The organism is Alcanivorax sp. HI0007 (genome assembly GCF_001635525.1).
Lineage (GTDB): Bacteria > Pseudomonadota > Gammaproteobacteria > Pseudomonadales > Alcanivoracaceae > Alcanivorax.
Genome location: NZ_LWEJ01000182.1, coordinates 1 through 22,261 on the forward strand (window position 1 = coordinate 1; position 22,261 = coordinate 22,261).

The following is a 22,261-nucleotide window of genomic DNA, read 5'->3' on the forward strand; positions in this document are numbered from 1 at the left end:
AGCCCCCCCCTGTCCGTCGCCAGAAAATATAGCCCCTGCCCCCTTCACACCACGCTGAGCACGCAAGGTGTTATTCGGGGGTTTCCCCCTTCTCCCCTCTCTGGATTAATGCTATATAAAGCACTGAGTACCCCTTTAATTCTGGAAAGAGAGCAGCACCATGGGTCGTCGACATTTTGATGACTATGAACCGGACGATTGGAAAGAAGAGCACAAGCGCGCCGAACGTGAACGTCGCAAACGCGATGCCAAGCGACATCGGCACGATTCAGAGGAAAAAAGTGAATCACGCGACGGTCGCGATTCACGCCCTTACTGAAACGCGTTTCTTCCCCTGAGGCATTCGCCTCATGGTCTGAAAACCGGGCTTCACGGATGAGGCCCTGGTTCCCCCTTTTTGACTAATTATCACCGTAACGGCTGGCAAGGGTGGTCAATGCGGCGGCGGTTTTTGCATCCGACTGCAGTTTGAATCCGCCACGCCAATGCCCATTGGGTAAATAATCATGCCAGCGGGGCTCCGCCATCACCGTCAATTCACGGCAACCCGATAAAGTCAGGGGTAATTGCAGCAGCAGGGGCTGGCAGCCTTGTGGCGGCGTACCCCGACCGGTCACATCGGTCAGATTGAGAACATGCCCCACGGGCTGTCGGTGGATGGAAGCCTGCACATTGAGTCTCAGTCGAGGCCTGCGGAAACGTCGTCGCTCCATAACTACCTCTCGGGAAGGGGCTCACTGCCAGTTTCTGCCCGCTTTGTGTACCATGCAAGCATGAACTAACGGGTTTTGTGGAGCAGTCCCATGGCCACCAATGACGATGATCTGTTCCGCCAGGAAATGGCGGATGTGACACCGATCAAGCCGGATAATCGGGCAACTCTGCCCCGCGCCAAGCGACCGGACAGCCTGCGCGAACAGCTTCGCCGCGCCGCTGCCATGGATGATCGCAAGGACAACAATCCCCTCACTGTACCGGAACAGGTTCCTCCCGTTGGCCCCACCGACATAGTCGGTGTGAAGAAAAACGGTGTTCAGGAAGGGGTTTACCGTAAATTACGACTGGGAAAGTACGACGCCCAGGACGTGCTGGACCTGCACCGGGTACGTTTGATGGACGCCCGAGACCGGGTGCAAACCTTTCTTGTGAAAGCCCACGAGCAAGGCTTACGTTCCGTCCTGATCAGTCATGGCAAAGGCGTGCACAGTGAACGCCCGGGCTTTCTCAAGAGCTATGTCATGCATTGGCTTGAGGAAAGCCATCTGGTCCTTGCCTACCACTCCGCCCCCCAGAATCAGGGCGGCAGTGGCGCCACCTATGTGCTGATACGGAAAAGCAGTCAGTCACGACAGCGTAATAGGGAATTCTTTATGGAGGCGGGAAAGCAACAGAGATAATGAATAGTTAAGAATTAATAGTTAATAACGCGCGATATAGCCCGTAAGATTTCTGAAATGCAAAAGGCCGCGGTCAGCACTTGGGCGCGGCCTCTTGCGTTGAGTCTCAGTGAAGACTGACCCGCGCAGCTATTAATTATTCACTATTCATTATTAATTACTTCACCGCCTTATCCGGTTGATCCCGTTGATCGCTGCCACCCGATACGCTTCTGCCATGGTCGGATAGTTGAAGGTCGTATCGATGAAATACTCCAGGGTGTTCAGCTCACCGGGCTGGCGCATGATTGCCTGACCCACGTGCACGATCTCCATGGCTTGATAACCAAAGCAATGAATGCCCAGCACGGCCAGGGTTTCCCGGTGAAAGAGGATTTTGAGCATGCCCACTCGCTCACCGGTAATCTGTGCCCTGGCCAGATTGCGGAAGAAGGCCTGCCCGACTTCATAGGGGACTTTGGCTTCGGTGAGTTCCTGCTCTGTGCGCCCCACGCTACTGATCCCCGGGATGGTATAAATCCCGGTGGGCACATCGGTCACTTGCCGCACTTCATCTCCGGCGATGGCCGCCGCGCAGAAACGCCCCTGATCGTAGGAGGCACTTGCCAGTGAAGGCCACCCCACCACATCACCGACGGCATAGATCCCGTCGACTTCTGTCTGATAACGCTCATTAACCTGCAGCTGACCACGGCTGTTGGCTTTCAGGCCAAAGGTTTCCAATCCCATGTCCTGGGTGTTACCGGACCGGCCGTTACACCACAGCACGGCATCCGCCCGCAGTTTCTTGCCGGACTGCAGCTCCAGAGTGACACCATGATCATCGGCGACAACCCGTTTGTATTCTTCATCCTGACGAATCGTGCAGCCCTGCTCACGCAAGTGATAACTCAGCGCGTCAGAAATTTCTGTATCCAGAAAGTCCAACAGATGCTGGCGTGAATTCACCAGATCGACCCGAATCCCCAGCCCGGTAAAAATGCAGGCATACTCCGACCCGATCACCCCGGCCCCGTAGATAATGATATGCCTTGGAGTATGGTCCATGGTCAGAATGGTATCGGAGTCGTAAATCCGTGGATGGTCGAAATTCACGTCATCCGGGTGATAGGGCCTTGAGCCGGTGGCAATGACCACATTACGGGTTGTCAGCAGATGCAGTCGCCCTTCCCGATCCTGCACTTTCACTTCGTTGTTGCTGAGCAGCTCTCCCCGCCCTCCGAAAACGGTCACCCGGTTACGAATATAGAAATCCGTACGCACCTGGACCTGGGAATCAATCACTTCTCGGGTTCGGGTGATCAGATCCTGCCAACGGACCTCCCGGGGATTGAGGATGCCGCGCAGCAACGGATTGCGCTGGGTACGAATCACCTGGCGTACCAGGTGACGAAGCGCCTTGGAAGGGATCGTCCCCCAGTGTGTACAATTTCCACCCAGAGATTTCTGATCCTCGACAATGGCCACACGCAGGCCTTTCTTTGTCGCCTGCATGGCCGCCGCTTCACCCGCCGGCCCACTGCCAATCACCACCAGATCCCAACCTGCACTGATATCCATTCACTTCTCCTTTCCACCACGCGACTATTATAGGCATGCCGCACAATGGGTACGAGTAAGACCAAAGCCGAGGTCTGGTCATAGCCATCGAGGCTGGCATGATGGGGATGAAGAAAGAGAGTGATTCAATCAAACAAGGAGTCTGACATGGATGAGCGCAGAGAACACAAGCCCTCTCGGTTGGCCCGTGGTGGCAAGACAACAGGGCGTTGGCTGGTGACCCACCCCGTAGGGGCCTTGCAGATTCTGGCAGTGCTGCTGTTGGCCATTATCGTGCTTCAGAATCTGGAGCCCACCAGCATCGATATCCTTTTCTGGACACTGGTGGACATCCCCAAACTGTTGCTTTTACTGGCCAGCATGTTGGCCGGTGGACTGATCTGGGAACTATTGCGGCGAGGTCTGCTACGCCGCCGCAAAGCGTCGACGACGCCAGAACAGTAATAGCAGGCCGGAGAGCAGGCCAAGACTCCAGCTACCCGCGCTGTTGTCTTCCTGCTCACCCGGGTAGGTGATGGTAAATGTGGCCGCCGACGACGTGCTACCGCACTTGTCTTCCACTTCAAGAGTAAAGCTGTCCTTGAACGGGCTGAAGTTACTATCAGGGATATAGGTCACGGTACGCGCAACAGAATCGATGATAATCCCCGTACCCTGAGCACTGCCCGTCTCGCTATTCCGCTTAGTGAAACTGGGCTCATCCTTGATTCTAAGGGTTGCCCAATTGATGGAATTTTCGTCGCCATCAGGATCCTCAGCGGTAATCTTGAAGGTCACCGACTCTCCAGGACGGCTGCCTCGGGTCTGGCCAGTGATACTGGGTGCCTTGTTGGTGATGCTCATACTCACAGAAGCATCGGAGGATTGCTGAGCCGGGGTTGCACTGTCTTCAAAGTTGTAAAGGAAAAACAGACGGGGCGTGTCTGTCTCATCATCTTCGAGAGCTTCACAAACCGCATCCTTAGTGGGGTCTACCGAGTCAGGAATGAAGCCCTGGTTTGAAGGAGTGAACAGAACGATACAATTCTTTGCCACATCCCCATCTTCATACTCGTCCGGGTTGCGATTGATAAAACGCTGGGGCAGCGGCTCGCCACATTTCACATCGTAGCCATCCACGGATTCGCTATAAAACTCCCAGACAAATTCGATGGTCGTGCCATCAGCCTGGGTGCCACTCCCGCCCAGAACATAACGATCTGTGGCCGGGTCATACGTGTAGGAGCCGGCGGCCGGGTTCACTTCTTCGTCCTCGCCAACCACATCAAGCTGTGCCGGAGTGAAAACGAAACGGTCATTCAGGAACACATCGTTTTCATCAAGGAGCTGGATCTCAGCGCCATCGCTGGGCAAATCATTCTCAAAAATGTCGACCAGAACGCGGCGATCTGGCGCGCGCTGGTTATTAGCCTCATCATCTGAAGCAGTAATTTGTTGATACTCGAATGCCCCCCGGTCACAACGCCCCCCGGACGTTCTGGCAATACCGCGCAAGTCCGTCGCGCGACAGCGCAGCGGGGTCGATGTACCGGATTGCAGATCGTCTTCATCGTTGCCGGCATCAATGATCAATGGATCGCTCAGGTCCTCAGCAGCAAGGTACGGGGGCGTATAATCCGTTGAAGTGCCTGCCTCACCATCAAGGTCAGTGGACATGCCCGCGTTTCCACCTGCCCCATCATCATTGTTTTCAGCTGTACCACTTGCAACACAGGCAGCGTCGGAAAACAGGTTATACAGGCTATCGCGCAATTCCCCGGTACCTGTCGAACAACTGGTGCCGCTGGCAGCCACAATGCTGTTAGCCAGACTGACCGAGGCTTCAGAATCACCTAACTCAATGCCATTCCCCGGAGCATTATTCACAAAAGTCAGATTCATCAGGCGAACATTGATATCAACGCCCCCCAGATCCAGAGCCGACCCCTGCGGTGCACTGTTATTCACAAACGTAGAGTTGGAAAACGCTATGAAATTCCCGGTGGGAACATTCAAATCAAAGGCTCCGCCCTCAGTACCGGCACTATTGTTTTCAAACGTGGTGTCCACAGCGGCAAACCGGAAGCTCTCCCCATTCTGCGCCGTGGTTGCCATAACGCCACCGGACAGCACCGCCTCATTCCCGGTCACATAGGCACGGTTGAAGGACACCTGTTTTTCATTGCCGGCATTGGCCCGCACATAGATCACCCCACCAGCACGATCTGCCCGGTTGTTCTGGAGAACAACCCGGTCAAATACCACCGAGCCACCGGTAATGATGGCTCCACCGAATCCCTGATCACCAACAGGCGTCGCTCCTGGTACGGAGGCATTGCCATCTTCCAGCGTCAGATAGCGAAACGCCACGCTGGGGTGCCCGTTACTCACCGGTGCCCGAACCTCAAACAATCGGCTCTGTCCATCGCCGATGATGCGGGTGATGGTATCCTCATCCGCCGGGTCCGCATCGTCCGCATTGCGAACCCCTTTGCCCACCAACTCCACACTGCCACCTTGGATCAACAGCGTATCCACCAGCTGGATTTCCCCCGCAGGCAGGAGAATGCGATCTTCGCCTTTGGCGCCAAATTCACAATCCGGGCTGCTGAAAGTGGCGGCATTTGCCAAGGCTTCACGCAGTGTGCAGAGGCCATCATTGGGAATCGGCGGGTTATGATCCAGCAGGGAGTTCACCTCGATATCCGCTGCCAGTGCCGTGCCCGATACAGTCATCGCACAGGCAACGATGCCTGCACGCCAACGACGCAGTAATCCACCTACAACCAGCATCAGCAGAGTCAGAGCCGGCACGGAACCACCACTGCTTCCATCCAGAATACTCTTGGACTCCGTCAAACCAGTGGCTGGCTCGGCAACAAAATTAACATCTTCGCCAATTTGCAGGCCAAGATCCGTTCCACCTGCAAAGGCTTCTGCTACCACCACGTATGCCAGACTGTCCACACCATGAAAACTGCTGGCAGGGGTATAACGGACACGCGGGTATCCCTGATCATCGATTTCCACCGATGCCATGCCACGCTCAGGCGCAACAATAATTGTCATGCAGCGATTGAGCACTTGCTGCTCCAGGCAGACCTCATCACTGGCGGCACAGGTGCCCTCATCAACAATGATCGGCTCAAGACGACCGCAATCCACCCGGGTGTCGTTCATGTCATTGCTCAGCACGTCACCCAGCACGGTTCGCCCGCTAATCAACTCAACCTCATCCGGTTGCGCCAGCGCACGAAGGAATTCCACTGCGCCCACATCACAACGCCCCCCGGCACCACCACGGGACTCACCACGCATGTCTTCTTTGGCACACTGGTCGACGGTTTCCGGGTTTCCGCGGTCAAACAGACTGGGAGTGGCCGCCGACATTGCAGGATCCAGGCCGGCAGGCTCCGGATTGGGCAGAAAGCCCGGGAAGTTCCCGCCCAGCTCGTCGGCAGGGATAGGCATACAGCTTCCCTGACCGGTGCCGGTGCAGACGCGACGAGAGCCGGCCGTCTCATCCCAGCCGAGCAGCACCTCTGCCGAGGCACCGTTGGGATCGGATGTGACCGGTGTTCCCTCTGTCTGCTCACGGGGCAAGGGGCAGGCGGCATCGTCAGTAATGGTGTAGAGCAGCCTGGCGTCAGCGTCGTCTGTACCATCCAGGGCCGTTCCCGCACACGCACCACTGCTGTTACCCACCATCACAGTATTGACAATAAAGGCGGTGCTGGTCGGTTCCGGTGGATCCGTTTCCGGGTCTTCCGGAACGTCCAGCTCCGCCTCGTCCAGGTAAAGCGCCAGGCCATCGTTAAAGGCAAGGGTCATGTTTTGCATGACCAGTTGATGCTTTGGCGCCACCAATTGAATCACGCCACCCACATTGTTAGTGATGGTGCCATTGGTCAGATCAACGGCCATCGTGTTGTCTTCATCGCCATCCAGATAGAACAGGCCGCCATCGGACTGGGACTCATTCCCTGTCATGTAAAACCGATGGCCGGTGATCTCACCGGCAAACTCGGCAGACGTGGCGATCACAGCTCCGTTGCCGCTGGCCACATTATCCTCGAAGAGAGCGCTTTCCGGGAAAACCAGGTTGGCGCCTTTATCGAGGTAGATCGCGCCGCCGTTGACTGCCTGGCCGCCGCGCAACTCCAGATTCTCCGAGAAGCCAAGACCACCATTGGCCAGAATCAATCCCCCGTTTCTGTCTGCCGGGTCGACTTCGTTATTGGCTGAGCCATCCTGCAAAACAAGATTGCCGAGAGTCAGGGAACCGCGATCCAGGCGGAACAAGCGGCTATTGCCGGCAGCAGAGATAACAGGCTTCTCTTTTTCTTCCGGCTCTTCAAAGGTGTCGAGAAACACATCGACCCTGATGTTGGGGGAAATGGCAGTGTCATCACCTTCCTCAAGATCGACCGGCACTTTCACAACGATATCAATCAGCTCACAATCAGCCGGAATGTCTTCAGTACATTCGGGGTCCAAAATTTCTTTTGTTTGATCAACAAGCTTGACTTTCAGCCCCCCCACGGGAAGCTCCCCCTCCGTCAACAGATAGGTCTCACCCTCAAGCAAGCGAATGGTGTCGTTACCCGTGCCTGCCTCGCAGGCGCCGACAGAAACCTGGTAGTTGATGGCATAGATAGCTTCACGCAAGCTGCAAAGGCCACCGCTCGATTGCGGCGTCACCTTGTAATAGCTGTCTTCCGGTGAGAATTCGGGGGCATCAGTTTCATCGTAGACAACACGTTCCACAGAAACCGCCACATCATCCGTGGTCTCGATCTTGTAGACAGTGGCCTGGGAAGAGGCGGCCGCGAGAATAAGGGCGCAGCCAACAAGGGATTGCCAAAGCGCGATGTGGCGCATGTTGTGCTCCTGCAGGCTTTTTTGTGCCTGGCGTTATTGTTCTAATCTGGATCCAAAGTCCGGCGATACACGAACCACCGAAAACGTAACCTGATGTAAGTAAACATCAATATACCGGTTACTTGCGTATCAAACTGTTGCTTCTTCGTTAAGCGCCCCTTTTTACCACCCCAGCGCATCCTTGACAAAGGGAATAGTGACCGAGCGTTGTTGCGCGAGGGCCATCCGGTCAAGACGGTCAAGCAGCGCCATCAGCGCACCGGGGCTTCTTTCACTGCGCATGGCAATATAGTGAGCAACATCCTGCTCGATTCTCAGTCCACGGGCTCTGCCTCGCGCCTGCAACAGGGCCTGCAGGTCCTCATCAACCAAGGGGGACATTCTGTATACCGGGCCGGCGGCCAGCCGGGTGGCCAGATCCGGCAACAACAGGCCTGCGGCAGTCGGGGACGCATCAGCGGTTACCAGCAGGCGCCCTCCCCTCGCCATCAGACGGTTGTAGAGGTGAAACAGGGCTTCTTCCCAGGCCGCATCACCTGCAAAACGCTGGCAGTCATCCAGCGCCAACAGATCAAACTGTTCCATGGACTCCAGCACCGCCGGGACCAGTGGCAGCAGCTCGCTGGCAGGCAGCAGACAGGCATCCAGCCCTTGCCGCTGGGCCAGGCGAACGGCCCCTTCCAGCAGATGACTTTTGCCCTGTTGTGCCCCCCCCCAGACAAAGGCCTGGCGGTCATCGCCCAGTACCACTTCACGGACACCGGCCAGCACAGCCCCATTGGGCCCGGGAAGGAAGTTCGACAAATCATTTCCCTCACGCAGTTGCAGCGCCAGGGGCAGCTGTGCGCTCATGAATCAGGAGCGCCAGCAGTAGCGCCACTGCGGCCCGGCGACCGCATCGTCCGGACAGGGGCGTAATTGACGGGAAAGTTCCAGCAAACTGCGGAGTTGGGAATCGCTGGCACCGAAGTCCAGGCCGAAGGTCACACCCTGATCTGACACCTGCACCAGTGACACGGACCGCATGCCGCTCAGCCCGGCCAGAAAGCCCTGCAACTGGTGCCAGTCTGCCAGCGCGTCCACCCGCTCAACCTCCAGCAGGGTAAGCCCCCGGGACGCACTGCTGGCCACCGAATAACGCTGGGCGAGCTGGTCAGTGACCGCATCCACCAGCGTCTTCACAGCCTCCCCGGCGGACGCGCTTTCCTCGCGGCCCTGATCCAGAGTCTTCTGGTCTTGCAGTACACGCCAGCTGACCTTGGTCGGCGAGCCTCGATACATCACGGCAGCGACCACCAGTTCATGGGGATAACGCTCGGAAGCGGCGAGTAACTGACCATCGAAACGGCCACGGATATCCGCCACGGTAACCGCACTGCGGTCCTGGCTATCCCATTCCGGCACCACCAGGGACAACCCCCGCCGCCTGGCTTCGCCGACCAGTGTCTCGCGCAGGGCATGATCGCCGGCCACCAGTTCACCGCGCCCGGCGCCTTGATCCACCAGCCATATCAGTACCTGGGGACGCGGAAATCCCCAGACCGAAGCACCTTCCGAGGCCATGAAATCCATCAGCCCCCGGGTGTCATAGCGGATCACCAGGTTGTCGCCGTCATAATCGTAACGGGTCACCCAGCGATCCAGCTGGGCCAGTGCCTGCTCTGTCACTGGCTGATCAAGCACCTGCTGCTTGCCACTCAGCCGTACCAGCATATCCCTGAGCCCCTGCTGCAAGGCCTGCTGGCGCTCGCTGTCGCCACGGCCATCCACGGACTGCACAACCGTATTCAGGGACTCTGCCCGGGCCACCAGACACAATCCCAACAACAATGCCACGATTCCAAGAAAACGCATGACCGCCCATTCCAACCTGAAAATTCAAGCGCGCTATTATCACTTATTCCCTCCCACCACGCGAACCGGATTTTCAGGTGAAGACAGCGGTGGAAAGATGGGTCCCCCGCCCTTAAAATACGCGCCTTCACCAATCCGGAGCCCCCCATGACCGATCAGAAACGGCCGCTGACCTACCGTGACGCCGGCGTCGATATCGACGCTGGTAACGAGCTGGTAAAACGTATTGCCCCTGTGGCCAAACGCACCCGTCGTCCCGAGGTGCTGGGCGGTCTGGGTGGCTTCGGCGCCCTTTGCGAGCTGCCCAGCCGCTACAAGAACCCGGTGTTGGTGGCCGGAACCGACGGGGTCGGCACCAAGCTGCGCCTGGCCATTGATACCGGTCGCCATGACAAGGTGGGCATCGATCTGGTGGCCATGTGCGTCAACGATCTGATCGTCGGCGGCGCCGAGCCACTGTTTTTCCTCGACTACTACGCCACCGGCAAACTGGATGTGGACACTGCCACCAGCGTGGTGACCGGCATCGGCGAAGGCTGTGAAATGGCCGGGTGCGCCCTGATTGGTGGCGAAACCGCGGAAATGCCCGGCATGTATGAAGGTGAAGATTACGATTTGGCCGGCTTCTGCGTGGGCGTGGTGGAAAAGGACGGAGTGCTGGACGGCAGCAAGGTACAAGCTGGCGACAAGCTCATTGGCCTGGCCTCCTCCGGCCCCCACTCCAATGGCTACTCATTGATCCGCCGCATCATGGCCCAATCCGACATCAATATTGACCTGGACGGCCAACCCCTGATGGAACATCTGCTGGCCCCCACGCGCATCTATGTAAAGCCCTTGCTGAAACTGCTGGAGCAGGTACCGGTCCACGCCCTTGCCCATATTACCGGTGGCGGTCTGCCGGAAAACCTGCCCCGGGTCATGCCGGAGAATACCCGTGCGGTCATTGATACCCGTAGCTGGGAATTCCCTGCCGTGTTCCAGTGGCTGCAACAGGAAGGCCAGGTACCCGCTTTCGAGATGTACCGTACCTTCAACTGTGGTGTGGGCATGGTCATTGCCGTCCCCGCAGACCAGGTGGATGCCACCCTGGCGCTCATGGAAGCCGAAGGCGAAGTGGCTTTCCTGATGGGAGAAATACAGGCCGGTGAAGGGGAACCGGAAGTGGTACTGGAAGGCCTGGCAGAGTGACGCACCGCCTTGCTGTCCTGATCAGCGGCTCCGGCACCAATCTGCAGGCCATTATGGCGGCCATCGATAGTGGCCGCCTGAATGCGGAAATCGCCGTGGTGCTGTCCAACCGTGCCGATGCCGGCGGCCTGAGCCGTGCCCGGCATGCCGGCATTGCCACCGAAGTCCTGGACCACCGCCAGTACGACAGCCGGGAAGCCTTTGACCAGGCCATGATAACGGCCCTGGATCATTATCAGCCCGGCACGGTGGTACTGGCCGGGTTCATGCGCATTCTCTCGCCCCTGTTTGTGCGCCACTATGCTGGACAACTGATAAACATCCATCCTTCCCTGTTGCCCAAATATCGCGGGCTACATACCCATGCCCGCGCTCTGGAAGCCGGCGATTCACAACATGGCTGCTCTATCCATTTCGTGACCGAAGAGCTGGATGGTGGCCCACTGATCGCCCAGGCTCCCCTGGACGTGCTTGCGAACGATACCGTTGATTCCTTGTCCAAACGCGTACAACAACGCGAACACCTGCTTTATCCTCTGGTGTTGCAATGGCGCGCCGAACAGCGCCTGGAACTGGATCACGACGGAGTCAAGCTGGATGGCAAACCCCTCCCTGAACAGGGTTATCAACTGGTCTAGCAGCCTTCTGCTGATGCTGGCCCTGGTGGCGCCGGCCAGCCACGCCGGACCGCCGGTGGCCCCCTTCACGCTGGATTACCATCTCAAAAGCGAGGGCATTCCCTTTACGGTCACCGCTACCCGAACGCTCAAGCCGGTAAAAAACGGCCTGTGGGAAATGCAGGTCCAAGCCAAGAACTGGCTGGGCGAAATCCGTGAAACCACCCTGTTTGACTGGCAGCAGTGCATTCCCGAGAGCACCTACTACGGCTACTATCGGCGCGGGTTGGGCCGGGTGAAGGAAGCCAAGCTGCATCTGGACCGGGAAGCCGGTGTCGCCGCCAGCGAACGCACCGACAAACCCACGCGAAGCTATCCGATCACCGATGAAGCGACAGACGAGCTGTCTGTCTCTCTGGCCTTGCAGTGCTCCCTGCAAGCAGGGCAACAGGACATCAAGTTACAGGTGGCTGACGAGCGCTCCCTGGAAAACCACCGTTACCGGGTAGTCGGCGAAGAATCCCTGGAGATTGACGGCCAGCGGATTGAAACCGTAAAAGTACAACGCCAGCGGGGCGCCAACAGCAAACGACAGACCTATATGTGGTTTGCGCCACAGCATGACTACCTGCTTGTGCAACTCTTGCAGGAAAACAGTGATGGCGACCACGTGATGACACTGCAATCTATGGAAGGATTATAACGGTGCAACGGATATTACTTGCCCTGCTATTGATAACCAGCAGCCTTGCCTCCGCCGAACCACTGGCTCCCTTCGCCGCTGAATTCCGCATTTATGTGAATAAACTGCCTACCCCCGTCAAGGCCGATCTGGTCCTGGAGCCTGCCGAGGGCAAAGACTATTACCGCATGCTGCTCAAGGCCAAGTCGTTCCTGCTCACCAACACGGAAGAGAGCTATTTCCATTGGCGCGACTGCCAGCCCCGGACCACCCACTATGTGCACGAGTTCAAGGGCTTCGGCCAGCACCGCTACCATCACATGGATTTTCAGTGGGATCCGCCCATGGTCCACAACGAATCGGAAGACGATCAGGAAAGCCTGGAAATCCCGGAAAACACCCTGGATGAGCTGACCATTCTGCTCCGCGGGCGCTGCGTGTTTGCCACCGGTGACAAGGCCTACAAGGTCACCAGTGCCTACGGCGACAAACTCCGTACCCACCATTTCGAAATCATCGACCGGGAAGAAATCGACACCCCACTGGGCAAGATCGATACCCTGCTGGTGGAGAAAAAGCGTGAGGGAGACAGCAAGGAAAAGCGTCGCACCCTGTTCTGGGTAGCGCCAAGCCTGGATTACATGGTGGTGAAAGCCAGGCACATTGAAAGCACCCTGCTCAAGGCGGAACTGATCATGATTGATTACGCCGGCCCGGATCAAGTCAGCGGATAACGTCTGTTCGGGAGCGTCGCTGGCGACGCTCCCATGGCAAGCTCAGCCGGCTGGCTTTACGCCCGCGGCAGGGTCACACCGCGCTGCCCCTGATATTTCCCGCCCCGGTCCATGTAGGACGTTTCGCACATCTCATCGGACTCGAAAAACAGCATCTGTGCCACCCCTTCATGGGCATAGATCTTCGCCGGCAAGGTAGTGGTATTGGAAAATTCCAGCGTCACATGCCCTTCCCACTCCGGCTCCAGCGGCGTCACATTGACGATAATGCCGCAACGGGCATAGGTAGACTTGCCCAGGCAGATGGTCAGCACATTGCGGGGAATGCGGAAGTACTCCACCGTGCGGGCCAGTGCAAAGGAATTGGGCGGGATGATGCAGTAATCGCCCTTGATATCCACAAAGCTGCGCTCGTCGAAGGCCTTGGGGTCCACCGTGGCGGAGTGAATATTGGTGAACACCTTGAACTCATCCGCGCAGCGCACATCGTAGCCATAGCTGGACACGCCGTAGGAAATCATTTTTTCGCCATTCTCGTCGGCACGAATCTGGCCGGCCTGGAAGGGCTCGATCATGCCTTTTTCGGCGGCCATACGGGTAATCCAGCGATCCGATTTAATCGTCATTATTGCGCCTCAATGTTCCGGGGTAATTGGCGTTCAAGCGGCCAATGGTAGCAGCATGAAACGCCGCACGCAGCAGGCCGGGTTCACGGCCTTTCTCAATGCTGTGTCACTTTGGGAAATGACCGCTTGCCGGCTTCCGTCAATGACAGCCTGGCCGCGAGACGGCGGGCGGCCTGCCGGTACAACCCGGCCTCCTCGCTGTCCGGGCAGGCCGCCACCACCGGTTGGCCGCTGTCAGCCTGTTCGCGGATCCGCAGTGACAACGGCAGGGCCGCCAGCACGTCAGTGTGATACTCCCGGGCCATCCTTTCACCGCCGCCCTGGCCGAACACATGCTCTTGATGGCCACACTGGCTGCAAATGTGCACCGCCATATTTTCCACAATGCCCAATACCCGGATATCCACCTTGCGAAACATCTCCACCCCCTTGATGGCATCCAACAGGGCAATATCTTGGGGCGTGGTGATCACAACCGCACCGGCGACGGGAATTTTCTGGGCCAGCGTCAGCTGGATATCGCCAGTGCCCGGGGGCAGATCCACCAACAGATAATCCAGCTCATGCCAGCGGGTCTGCTCCATCATTTGCACCAGCGCGCCACTGGCTTTCGGCCCCCGCCAGACCACCGGGGTCTGCTTGGTGGTCAGGTACCCCATGGACATGGTCTGCAACCCATAGGCCTCCACCGGCACGAAGTACTTGCCTTCAAGAACCTCTGGACGAGTGCCGTCCGGCAAGCCCAGCATCAACGGCTGGCTGGGGCCAAACACATCCGCATCCAGCAGCCCCACCTGGGCGCCCTCCGCCTGCAGCGCCAACGCCAGATTCACCGCCGTCGTGGATTTCCCCACCCCGCCTTTACCGGAAGCGATGGCAACCACATTGGCGACCTGGTCCAGCGCCGGCAGGCTGCTCTGGGCCCGATGCGGAATGATCTTCGCCGTCAGGGTCAACGCCAGCTCGCGGCCTTCCAGCACCGGCTCCAGATACTCCCGAATCTGCGCTATCCATTGCTCACGGATACCGTCAATCGGAAATCCCAGAACGATTCGGGCGTGGACGGTGCGGTCATCCACCGCCAGTGATTCAATGGCATTCACCGATGCCAGGCTGACGCCCAGATCCTCGGGAATAAATTCGCCCAATTGCTGTCGAATGCGTTGCTCGGCTGAACTCATGATGGCCTCCGTTTCGCGAGCTGCGATGATAGGGGCTAAGCCGGGAACAACCAAGTCACCCCATGGATGTTATCCGTTGAGCGCCAAATCATGGGCGCCCTCACACAAACACAAACCTTGGGGTGGTTATCCCGTGATAAATACGCAAAATAGAATCCTGCCGATTGGACGGCAGTACAAGGAGAGTCCATGAAACGCATCACCGCCGCATCCCTGATCGCCCTGGGAGCGTTGACCCTTACCGCCTGTAGCGATACACACCAGATGCTCAGCACCGGACCCGACAGTATTACGGTTTCCGGCAATGGCGAAATCGCTGCCCAGCCGGATATTTTTCGGGTGGCCGCGACGGCCCGCGAGCAAGGCGATGATATTGCCGCTATGAAGTCCCGCGTTGATGACGCGGTGGCCGACATGCTTGACCTGGCCGATGACCTGGACATCGAAGAGAAACAGGTCCGCGCCAGTGACCTGCACGTCCAGCCACAATGGCAGTACCAGCCTGAACGCAAACTCATCGGCCATGAAGTCAGCCGTGACGTGATCTTCCGCGCCAACGGTCTGGACACCTACACACAGTTGCTGGAAGGCCTGGCCAAACAAGGCGTACGCGACATTCGTCCTGCTGGCACCGAGGTCAGTAATGCTGACGAGCTCGCCAACCGGGCCCTGGAAAAAGCCGTGGCCGACGCCCGCCAGCGCGCCCGCATCATCGCTGAGGCCGCTGATCGGGAACTGGGCAAGGCCATCCAGATCCATGCGCAGGACGTGCAATCTCCGCAGCCGGTGATGATGATGGCTCGCAGCAAGGAAAGCGGAAACGCCGACAGCTATCGCCCCGGTGAAACCGACATCACCGCCCGGGTCCAGATCACCTTCGAACTGGATTGATGGATAACCTGGGGCAAATCTGCAGCGCGGCGCTGCAGCAATATCTCTCCCACGGTGAGGCCCGGGGGCTGGATATTGCTGCGGCACTGGAGGCTGCCAACCTGGATGCGGAACGGATCCGCCAGCCGGATGCCCGCATACCCGGTGTCAGCTTCCAGACCTTGCTGCACACACTGATTCACCAGGCCAGAGACCCCCTGTTCGGGCTGCACACCTCCGAGTTCGTGCAACCCGGCTCCTATAACGTGATGGGCTACATTGCCATGAGCGCCAGCACGTTGCAGGAGGCCTTGTCCAAGGTCAGTCTCTACGAAAAGCTGGTGGGCGACATGGGCACCACCGACACGCAAGTCACCGATAATCAGGCGGCCATCCGTTGGCAATGCCGCTATGTCCAGCAACCCGCACGCCAGCACCTGATCGACAATGTGCTGGGGTCCTGGGTCCGCTATGCCCGCTGGCTGACCGGAAATGAAAAACTGGCCCCGGCCCAGGTCTGGCTGGAACATCCCCGACCCAGAGCGGCGCTGGTGGAGGAATACCAGCGAGTGTTTCTCTGCGAGGTGCGGTTTGCCCAGCCCTGCTCGGCCCTGATCGGCCCACCGGACCTGCTGCAACAACCCATCCGTCAACCGGACCCGCTATTGCTGTCTACCCTGGAAGCCCACGCGATCCAGCAACTCAACCAGCTGGGCGTGGAAACCAGCCTGGGCCAGCGGGTCAAGCAGTGCATCCAGGATGCCATTGGCCATTCCCTGCCCCGCAAGGAAACCATCGCCGAACGGCTTGGCATGAATGTTCGTACGCTTCACCGGCGCCTGGCCGATGAAGGCCACAACTGGCAAAAGCTGCTGGATGAGGTGCGCCTGCACCGGGCCCGGCAACTGCTTTGCCAGAGCCCGGCTCCCCAGGCAGAGATTGCCGAAGCCCTGGGCTACTCGGATATCCGCTCTTTCCAGCGCAGCTTCAAGCGACATACCGGCATCACCCCGGGTCAGTTCCGCACCCGGCACAAGCCCGATTTGTAAGAGATAGCTTACAAAATTTATCGGCTTTCTCTTATGCGCATTGGATCATAATCCCGTTCGGTATCTACCCCACCGCCACCGGTCGTTATCGCTTTGCCCGTGCCACCACGGTTTGACTACAACAGTCCCCAAGGGATCGCGACGTTCCCCCAAACCACCGAGCCCATCGGTTTCAGGAACCTCTACAGGGACGTACCATGAACCGCAAAATCTCCGTCAGTGGCCTGACTCATGACTCTGCCAGCGCCTTTGTCTCCATGATGGGCATCATCAATGGTCGTTGCAGCGTTATTTGGGAAAATGCCGACCCCGGACAGGCCGACGTATTATTGGTCGCCGCCAGTGACGCACGTCATCTTCCCGCCGGCAAAGGGGACAAACCCTGCATCGTGGTATACCCCAGCTCCCAGAACCGACCCAATGCCCCCTTCACCCTGTCCCATCCATTCCGTGCCATGAACATGATCCGGGTTCTGGAAGACGTGGCCCGGGCCTTACCCGGCTGACCGGCCTGCCCCCATCAGCTTGCGCTGATCGCCTGATAGGCAATTCTGCCCATATAAACGCGGCCTTTTCTTTTCGGCCGCGTTCTTTTTGTCCTACAAAGCCTTAAACCCGGCCTCCAGTCATGGCTATACTGACATCAGCCAATGACAATAATGAGCGGAGACCTGCATGAAAGGCACTCTCAAGCAACTGGACCGGGCCATCGAGCGCGCAGAAACCTACGAAGAATGGTACGAAGCCAGCCGCGAACACGACCGTCTTTCCGGTGCGGATGAATGGAAGGAAATCGATCGCTCGCCCCATTACGACTACGAGCTGATCCGTAATCGCCTGTGGCAGATTCGTCAGGCCCGTGAACGCCATGACGTGAACAAGCTGGTGTTCCATTTACACGAAGGCCTGCACGGCAACCTGGGCAATATCTCCAACCCGCGCCTTTATCAGCAGACCCGGGTAGGCACCAAGCGTCTGATCGAGAATTATCTCGAAGAAGTCACCATCGCCCTGAATTACCTGTGCGATACCAACTTCAAGGAATTCGGGCTCAAGGAAAAACTGGATTTCTTCGAAACCACCGGCCAGGCCTTTGGCCAGAGCTGCCTGATGCTGTCCGGTGGCGCCGCCCTGGGACTGTTCCATATCGGCGTGGCCCGTTGTCTTTGGGAACAAGGCCTGCTGCCGTCCGTGATCTCCGGCTCCAGTGCCGGCAGCATCATTGCGTCCGTTGTGGGGACCCACAACGATGAAGAGCTGAAGCTCAAGCTGGAACCGGAAAACATTTATCTGGAAGCCTTCAAGGTGCTGGGCTGGAAGGGCATCGTGCGCGGCACGCCAGTACTGGATGGCGACCACCTGGAAGCCTGCCTGGAAGAGAACATCCTCGACATGACCTTCGAGGAGGCCTACCGCCACACCGGTCGTGAAATCAACATCACCGTCAGCCCCTACGACCGCAATCAGCACGCCCGTCTGCTTAATTGGCGTACCTCGCCCAATGTGCTGATCCGCAAGGCGTCCCTGGCGTCCTGCGCGATTCCCGGCATCTACCCGCCGGTCTCCCTGTGGGCCAAGAATATTGATGGCGAGCGGGTGCCCTATATCCCCGGCCGCAAGTTCGTGGATGGCTCCATCGTCGACGACCTGCCCATCCGCCGCCTGTCACGACTGTATGGCGTCAACCACTCCATTGTCAGCCAGACCAACCCCCATGTGGTGCCCTTCCTGTCCCGTAACGAGAACACCGACAGTTCCCTGAGCACACTGGCAGACTGGGGCCTGAAAAACGTGTCCATGAACCTGCGCTATGCTTTACAACTGATGCAGCGCCGGGTGGAGTCCAACGACGTGGGCCTGATGTTCGACAAGGCCAAAAGCATGGTCACCCAGAAATACATCGGCGATATCAACATGATCCCGCCGCGCCAGCCCATGAACGCCCTGAGAGTCTTGAGCAACCCGACCCTGCAGGATGTACGCAACTACATCCGCAAGGGGGAAAAGGCGACCTGGCCCAAGCTCGATATGGTGGCCAACACTACCGCCATCAGTCGCACCTTCCGCGACTGCCGCGCCCGTCTGGACCGTATCGAGGAACGCATGCTCGATCAGGTACCGATGACCGCCGTCTGACAGGCGTCATCCTCTGCCCCGCCGCCCGGGTTACCGGGCCCGGGGCAGATCGTTCCAGCGGGTGGTATAGGCCGGTGACAAATGCGCCCGACGCATGGCCCAGACACAGCGCGCCGCCTGATTGACCCCTCTCCCTGCCAACCAGACTTTGCCCTTGCCGCTCCGGTTGATGGTATCCATCACCGCCATCAACGCCTTCCCTTTCTCTGCGTTGTCATCTTCGCGAAACAGGGTGACCTGCTCACGCCCCGCCGGGCCCAGATCCGTCAGCATGACTCCCGCCTTGCCATAGCGGTAACCGGCCTGCCACAGGGCTGACACCATTTCCATGGCATGGCGAACCATCACCCGGGTGTCTGTCGTGGCCGGCGACAAGGTCGCCCGGGCGGAATGGGGAAATAACTGCTGTGGTTTGCCCACCGGAGCCGTGCGCAGATACACACTGATCGCACCGGCACTGAGTCCTTCGGCACGCATGCTTTCCGCGGCCCGGGCGGTAAAATCACTGACCGCCTGACGCACGGCCACCAGCGAGGCCACCGGCTCCCCGAAAGAACGGGAATGGATGATCTGCTGACGGGGTTCCAGGCGGGTTTCCAGGGGCAGGCAGCTTTCTCCATTCAATTCCCGCACCACCCGTTCCTGCACCACGGAAAAGCGCTTGCGGATCAGACGGTAATCGGTCTGCGCCAGGTCCAGCGCAGTCTCAATCTCCATATCATTGAGACGCCGCCCCAGACGTCGGCCGATCCCCCACACCGCCGATACCGGCGTACGTGCCAGCAGCCGTTGACGCCTCTGCGGATCCGTCAGTACCAGCACGCCCCCCGTTTGCGGATACCTCTTGGCCGCATGGTTGGCCAGCTTGGCCAGGGTCTTGGTCGGCGCCACCCCCACACATACGGGGACCCCCACCCACTTGCCAACCCGCTCGCGTAAGGCCTGCCCCAGTGGCTGAAGCTCCTCGGGTCGCATCAGAGACAGATCCAGAAACGCCTCATCAATGGAATACACCTCCACAGCGGGTATCAGCGTCGCCAGCGACGCCATGACCCGCCGGGAGATATCGCCGTACAGTCCATAGTTGGAGGAAAACACCGCGACCTGATGCTTGCGGATCAGATCCCGCGCCTCGAACAGGGGCATCCCGGTTCTCACCCCCAGTGCCTTGGCCTCGGCGGATCCCGCCACGATGCAGCCATCGTTGTTGGATAGCACCACCACCGGGCGCCCCCTCAGGTCCGGGCGAAAAATACGCTCACAGGAAGCATAGAAGCTGTTGCAGTCCACCAGCGCAAACATGGCAGTCATCGTCCGGAGCGAGCCACTGGCCGGTGCGCATGGAGCGAGAATGTCACCACCCCGAACAGCTCCCAGTCCTGATCGGCCAGCGGTATCGGCGCATAGCAGGGGTTGCGAGGCATCAATACGGGCTGCGGTCGCAACCGCAATTCCTTCACGGTGAATTCCCCGTTCAGCGACGCCACCACCACATCCCCGTGGGCCGGCTCCAGAGAGCGGTCCACCACCAGAATGTCATCCGCAAAAATGCCGGCGTCGCGCATGGAATCCCCCTCCACACGAAGTAAGAAGGTGGCTTCCTGCTGGCCGATGCACAGCTGGTTCAGATCCAGCGGCGCCTCCAGATATCCCTGGGCAGGAGACGGGAACCCGGCGGCAACACGTTCGGTAAAAAAAGGCAGCGCAGTCATGGGACACCACAGGAAAATAGCGATAGCACCATGCTATCAAATACTGTCTTTATGTACAGTTATATAGTGCACCCATATTGCCGGATACCCCCTTGAAGGAACACACAGGAAAACAACAAAACGCAAAGAAAGGCATATCCACACCACCACCATGGCTGCCTTAGGGTTGGCATTAAGAATCCATGATCAGGATGCAGTCATATGCTTGAAGGGAACCCGGGCTGGATGTCCGACTTTCTGGAAGAAATGGGACTGCCGGCCAACGCCGTTTTTCAGGGCTATGTGCTCTATCATCGGGAAAATGACAGCTTTGTCGCCGACGCCCCTGCCCCATCCTTGACTCACTATGTGAAGCCATGCGCCTGGGCGCGCCGCTACCCCTACATCATGCTGGCGCGGGACGCCGCTCAGGACCTGGAAGAAGGGATGCAGGTACAGGTACTGTTCCGGCTTGGCGGGAAATTTCTGGCTTATCCGATCTGACAAACACCGATACCCCATAAACAAAAAGCCACCCGCTGGGTGGCTTTTCAATATGGAGCGGGTGAAGAGAATCGAACTCTCGTATGCAGCTTGGGAAGCTGCCGTTCTACCATTGAACTACACCCGCTTTGACAACCGGCAATATAGTCAAAAGGATGTGTCTTTGCCAGTGCTGATGTGGGCAAATACGTCATAATAGAAAGGTTGGGCTACACTGCATTAACCGCTTCTGAATCATGCATTGCATACTCAGGGGCCCCGTAACGATGAGAATGAAAAGAGGAGCATGGCCATGCCAATGGCATTTGTGAGTGGGGCCCGGGGCTTTCTCGGTGGGCATATCGTCGATCAGTTGCTGGCCAGGGGCTGGGAAGTTACCGCCGTGATCCGACCCTACAGTGATGCGGCAGCACTCCAGGCCAAGGGCGTTCAGGTGGTACAGGCTCCGCTGGACAATGCCACCGAGCTGGCCCTGGTGATGCCGGCAGCCCCGGACGCGGTGTTTCATGTGGCCGGTAATACCAGTTTGTGGCGACGCGGCAACGAGCAGCAGTACCGGGATAACGTCCTGGGGACCCGGGCCATGGTCAGCGCGGCGCTGAAAAATGTAGCGGGCCGCTTCGTGCATACCTCCTCGATTTCTGCCTGGGGTATCCAGGACATCCCCATCAATGAACAGACACCCTCCAATGCCGCCAACGACTGGATCGGCTATAACCGCAGCAAGTATCTGGCCGAACAAGAGGTGGAAAACGGTATCCGCCAGGGGCTGGACGCCGTCATCCTGAATCCCTGCGGGATTATCGGCGCCGGCGACACCCATAACTGGTCGCAGATGATCAAACTGATTCAGGACGGCAAGCTGCCGGGGGTGCCACCGGGCGGAGGTAATTTCTGCGCCGTTGAAGAGGTGGCCAACGCGCACCTGGCGGCGCTGGAACGGGGCCAATGCGGTGAGCGCTATATCCTGGCCGGAGTGGAAGCCAGCTTTCTGGAACTGGTGCAGACCATTGCCGGGCAACTGGGCAAAAAAGCCCCGACCCGCACCGTGCCTCCGGCAGTATTGAAACTGGCCGGACAGCTATACCCTATTGGCAGCCTGTTTACCGGCAATGAACCCCGTCTGACACCGGAAAAGGTGGCGCTGGTAACCAGCCGGGTGCATGCGGATGGCAGCAAGGCCGTAGAAGCTCTGGGCTTCAACGACAAGGTTCCGCTGGCCACCATGATCGCAAACTGTATTCACTGGATGAGTCAGGAGAAACGCCTGTAGTCACTATGCTCTCATGGCGAACCTGTTTGCCTGTGT

At 58.4% G+C, this 22,261-nt stretch carries 21 protein-coding genes and 1 tRNA gene; 12 read left to right on the forward strand and 10 right to left on the reverse strand.

The features are described 5' to 3' along the window. Nucleotides 1-401: 401 nt before the first annotated feature. Complete coding sequence (locus A3714_RS09890) at nucleotides 402-713, reverse strand: hypothetical protein (protein WP_156493027.1); 312 nt, start codon at nucleotides 711-713, stop codon at nucleotides 402-404. Nucleotides 714-803: 90 nt separating this feature from the next. On the opposite strand from A3714_RS09890, the gene smrA reads away from it, so the two are divergent. After that, nucleotides 804-1,397, forward strand: coding sequence for a DNA endonuclease SmrA (gene smrA, locus A3714_RS09895; RefSeq protein WP_062816256.1), 594 nt, complete (start codon nucleotides 804-806; stop codon nucleotides 1,395-1,397). A gap of 162 nt (nucleotides 1,398-1,559) precedes the next feature. On the opposite strand, the gene sthA is transcribed toward smrA, so the two are convergent. Beyond that, nucleotides 1,560-2,957, reverse strand: coding sequence for a Si-specific NAD(P)(+) transhydrogenase (gene sthA / locus A3714_RS09900; protein WP_063509244.1), 1,398 nt, complete (start codon nucleotides 2,955-2,957; stop codon nucleotides 1,560-1,562). 147 nt (nucleotides 2,958-3,104) lie between these two features. Between sthA and A3714_RS09905 the strand changes: the two genes are divergently transcribed. Next, a complete protein-coding gene (locus A3714_RS09905) occupies nucleotides 3,105-3,401 on the forward strand; it encodes a hypothetical protein (protein ID WP_062816258.1) in 297 nt (98 codons plus the stop codon). On the opposite strand, the gene A3714_RS09910 is transcribed toward A3714_RS09905, so the two are convergent. The 3 genes from A3714_RS09910 to A3714_RS09920 form a co-directional block, all read right to left on the reverse strand. Then, complete coding sequence (locus tag A3714_RS09910; RefSeq protein WP_063525819.1) at nucleotides 3,363-7,817, reverse strand: choice-of-anchor Q domain-containing protein; 4,455 nt, start codon at nucleotides 7,815-7,817, stop codon at nucleotides 3,363-3,365. The two genes, A3714_RS09905 and A3714_RS09910, sit on opposite strands and share 39 nt — an antisense overlap. 162 nt (nucleotides 7,818-7,979) lie before the next feature. Then, nucleotides 7,980-8,669 carry a DnaA regulatory inactivator Hda gene (hda, locus tag A3714_RS09915; protein WP_063509825.1) on the reverse strand — a complete coding sequence of 230 codons (690 nt, stop codon included), beginning with the start codon at nucleotides 8,667-8,669 and terminating at the stop codon, nucleotides 7,980-7,982. 3 nt (nucleotides 8,670-8,672) lie between these two features. Continuing rightward, the gene (locus A3714_RS09920) at nucleotides 8,673-9,671 is read right to left on the reverse strand and encodes a DUF2066 domain-containing protein (protein ID WP_062816261.1); all 999 of its coding nucleotides are present in this window, start codon (nucleotides 9,669-9,671) and stop codon (nucleotides 8,673-8,675) included. 147 nt (nucleotides 9,672-9,818) lie between these two features. Between A3714_RS09920 and purM the strand changes: the two genes are divergently transcribed. The 4 genes from purM to A3714_RS09940 are packed head-to-tail and all read left to right on the forward strand — an operon-like array spanning nucleotide 9,819 to nucleotide 12,895. Further along, entirely contained in the window at nucleotides 9,819-10,862 is a 1,044-nt protein-coding gene (purM, locus tag A3714_RS09925) for a phosphoribosylformylglycinamidine cyclo-ligase (RefSeq protein WP_062816262.1), read from the forward strand. After that, complete coding sequence (gene purN / locus A3714_RS09930) at nucleotides 10,859-11,500, forward strand: phosphoribosylglycinamide formyltransferase (RefSeq protein WP_063509133.1); 642 nt, start codon at nucleotides 10,859-10,861, stop codon at nucleotides 11,498-11,500. Before purM ends, purN begins: the two co-directional genes overlap by 4 nt. Beyond that, nucleotides 11,460-12,182 (forward strand): DUF3108 domain-containing protein, encoded by a 723-nt coding sequence (locus A3714_RS09935; protein WP_063509132.1) that lies wholly within the window; start codon nucleotides 11,460-11,462, stop codon nucleotides 12,180-12,182. Before purN ends, A3714_RS09935 begins: the two co-directional genes overlap by 41 nt. Nucleotides 12,183-12,184: 2 nt before the next feature. Further along, nucleotides 12,185-12,895 (forward strand): DUF3108 domain-containing protein, encoded by a 711-nt coding sequence (locus A3714_RS09940; protein ID WP_062816265.1) that lies wholly within the window; start codon nucleotides 12,185-12,187, stop codon nucleotides 12,893-12,895. Nucleotides 12,896-12,951: 56 nt separating this feature from the next. Here A3714_RS09940 and dcd read toward each other — a convergent pair whose 3' ends face one another. Beyond that, nucleotides 12,952-13,521 carry a dCTP deaminase gene (gene dcd, locus A3714_RS09945; RefSeq protein WP_062816266.1) on the reverse strand — a complete coding sequence of 190 codons (570 nt, stop codon included), beginning with the start codon at nucleotides 13,519-13,521 and terminating at the stop codon, nucleotides 12,952-12,954. A 95-nt stretch (nucleotides 13,522-13,616) separates the two neighbouring features. Further along, nucleotides 13,617-14,702 carry an iron-sulfur cluster carrier protein ApbC gene (gene apbC, locus A3714_RS09950; RefSeq protein WP_063509131.1) on the reverse strand — a complete coding sequence of 362 codons (1,086 nt, stop codon included), beginning with the start codon at nucleotides 14,700-14,702 and terminating at the stop codon, nucleotides 13,617-13,619. A gap of 189 nt (nucleotides 14,703-14,891) precedes the next feature. Here apbC and A3714_RS09955 point away from each other — a divergent pair, with 189 nt between their 5' ends. From A3714_RS09955 to A3714_RS09970, 4 genes are all read left to right on the forward strand, one after another. Further along, complete coding sequence (locus tag A3714_RS09955) at nucleotides 14,892-15,593, forward strand: SIMPL domain-containing protein (RefSeq protein ID WP_062816268.1); 702 nt, start codon at nucleotides 14,892-14,894, stop codon at nucleotides 15,591-15,593. After that, on the forward strand, nucleotides 15,593-16,621 hold the full coding sequence (locus A3714_RS09960) for an AraC family transcriptional regulator (RefSeq protein WP_063509130.1): 1,029 nt from the start codon (nucleotides 15,593-15,595) through the stop codon (nucleotides 16,619-16,621). Before A3714_RS09955 ends, A3714_RS09960 begins: the two co-directional genes overlap by 1 nt. A 197-nt stretch (nucleotides 16,622-16,818) precedes the next feature. Then, a complete protein-coding gene (locus A3714_RS09965) occupies nucleotides 16,819-17,127 on the forward strand; it encodes a hypothetical protein (RefSeq protein ID WP_063509129.1) in 309 nt (102 codons plus the stop codon). Nucleotides 17,128-17,296: 169 nt separating this feature from the next. After that, nucleotides 17,297-18,757, forward strand: coding sequence for a DUF3336 domain-containing protein (locus tag A3714_RS09970; protein ID WP_062816271.1), 1,461 nt, complete (start codon nucleotides 17,297-17,299; stop codon nucleotides 18,755-18,757). 30 nt (nucleotides 18,758-18,787) lie between these two features. Here A3714_RS09970 and umuC read toward each other — a convergent pair whose 3' ends face one another. Next, on the reverse strand, nucleotides 18,788-20,059 hold the full coding sequence (umuC, locus tag A3714_RS09975) for a translesion error-prone DNA polymerase V subunit UmuC (RefSeq protein ID WP_082844719.1): 1,272 nt from the start codon (nucleotides 20,057-20,059) through the stop codon (nucleotides 18,788-18,790). A 5-nt stretch (nucleotides 20,060-20,064) separates the two neighbouring features. Further along, entirely contained in the window at nucleotides 20,065-20,469 is a 405-nt protein-coding gene (locus tag A3714_RS09980) for a LexA family transcriptional regulator (RefSeq protein ID WP_063509127.1), read from the reverse strand. 201 nt (nucleotides 20,470-20,670) lie between these two features. Between A3714_RS09980 and A3714_RS09985 the strand changes: the two genes are divergently transcribed. Then, entirely contained in the window at nucleotides 20,671-20,952 is a 282-nt protein-coding gene (locus tag A3714_RS09985) for a hypothetical protein (protein WP_062816274.1), read from the forward strand. A 53-nt stretch (nucleotides 20,953-21,005) separates the two neighbouring features. Here A3714_RS09985 and A3714_RS09990 read toward each other — a convergent pair. Further along, nucleotides 21,006-21,079 (reverse strand) — tRNA-Gly (locus A3714_RS09990). A gap of 165 nt (nucleotides 21,080-21,244) precedes the next feature. Here A3714_RS09990 and A3714_RS09995 point away from each other — a divergent pair. Continuing rightward, nucleotides 21,245-22,225: an NAD-dependent epimerase/dehydratase family protein gene (locus A3714_RS09995; protein WP_063509134.1), complete on the forward strand. Its 981-nt coding sequence runs from the start codon at nucleotides 21,245-21,247 to the stop codon at nucleotides 22,223-22,225. The last annotated feature ends 36 nt before the right edge of the window (nucleotides 22,226-22,261 follow it).

Bases quoted from the DNA above. Each gene is read 5' to 3' on its own strand.
- A3714_RS09980 (WP_063509127.1), bottom strand. From the start codon at position 20,469: ATGACTGCGCTGCCTTTTTTTACCGAACGTGTTGCCGCCGGGTTCCCG.
- hda (WP_063509825.1), bottom strand. From the start codon at position 8,669: ATGAGCGCACAGCTGCCCCTGGCGCTGCAACTGCGTGAGGGAAATGAT.
- umuC (WP_082844719.1), bottom strand. From the start codon at position 20,059: ATGTTTGCGCTGGTGGACTGCAACAGCTTCTATGCTTCCTGTGAGCGT.
- A3714_RS09905 (WP_062816258.1), top strand. From the start codon at position 3,105: ATGGATGAGCGCAGAGAACACAAGCCCTCTCGGTTGGCCCGTGGTGGC.
- A3714_RS09985 (WP_062816274.1), top strand. From the start codon at position 20,671: ATGCTTGAAGGGAACCCGGGCTGGATGTCCGACTTTCTGGAAGAAATG.
- A3714_RS09910 (WP_063525819.1), bottom strand. From the start codon at position 7,817: ATGCGCCACATCGCGCTTTGGCAATCCCTTGTTGGCTGCGCCCTTATT.
- A3714_RS09965 (WP_063509129.1), top strand. From the start codon at position 16,819: ATGAACCGCAAAATCTCCGTCAGTGGCCTGACTCATGACTCTGCCAGC.
- dcd (WP_062816266.1), bottom strand. From the start codon at position 13,521: ATGACGATTAAATCGGATCGCTGGATTACCCGTATGGCCGCCGAAAAA.
- A3714_RS09935 (WP_063509132.1), top strand. From the start codon at position 11,460: ATGGCAAACCCCTCCCTGAACAGGGTTATCAACTGGTCTAGCAGCCTT.
- A3714_RS09920 (WP_062816261.1), bottom strand. From the start codon at position 9,671: ATGCGTTTTCTTGGAATCGTGGCATTGTTGTTGGGATTGTGTCTGGTG.
- purM (WP_062816262.1), top strand. From the start codon at position 9,819: ATGACCGATCAGAAACGGCCGCTGACCTACCGTGACGCCGGCGTCGAT.
- A3714_RS09955 (WP_062816268.1), top strand. From the start codon at position 14,892: ATGAAACGCATCACCGCCGCATCCCTGATCGCCCTGGGAGCGTTGACC.
- smrA (WP_062816256.1), top strand. From the start codon at position 804: ATGGCCACCAATGACGATGATCTGTTCCGCCAGGAAATGGCGGATGTG.
- A3714_RS09890 (WP_156493027.1), bottom strand. From the start codon at position 713: ATGGAGCGACGACGTTTCCGCAGGCCTCGACTGAGACTCAATGTGCAG.
- A3714_RS09970 (WP_062816271.1), top strand. From the start codon at position 17,297: ATGAAAGGCACTCTCAAGCAACTGGACCGGGCCATCGAGCGCGCAGAA.
- A3714_RS09995 (WP_063509134.1), top strand. From the start codon at position 21,245: ATGCCAATGGCATTTGTGAGTGGGGCCCGGGGCTTTCTCGGTGGGCAT.
- A3714_RS09960 (WP_063509130.1), top strand. From the start codon at position 15,593: ATGGATAACCTGGGGCAAATCTGCAGCGCGGCGCTGCAGCAATATCTC.
- apbC (WP_063509131.1), bottom strand. From the start codon at position 14,702: ATGAGTTCAGCCGAGCAACGCATTCGACAGCAATTGGGCGAATTTATT.
- sthA (WP_063509244.1), bottom strand. From the start codon at position 2,957: ATGGATATCAGTGCAGGTTGGGATCTGGTGGTGATTGGCAGTGGGCCG.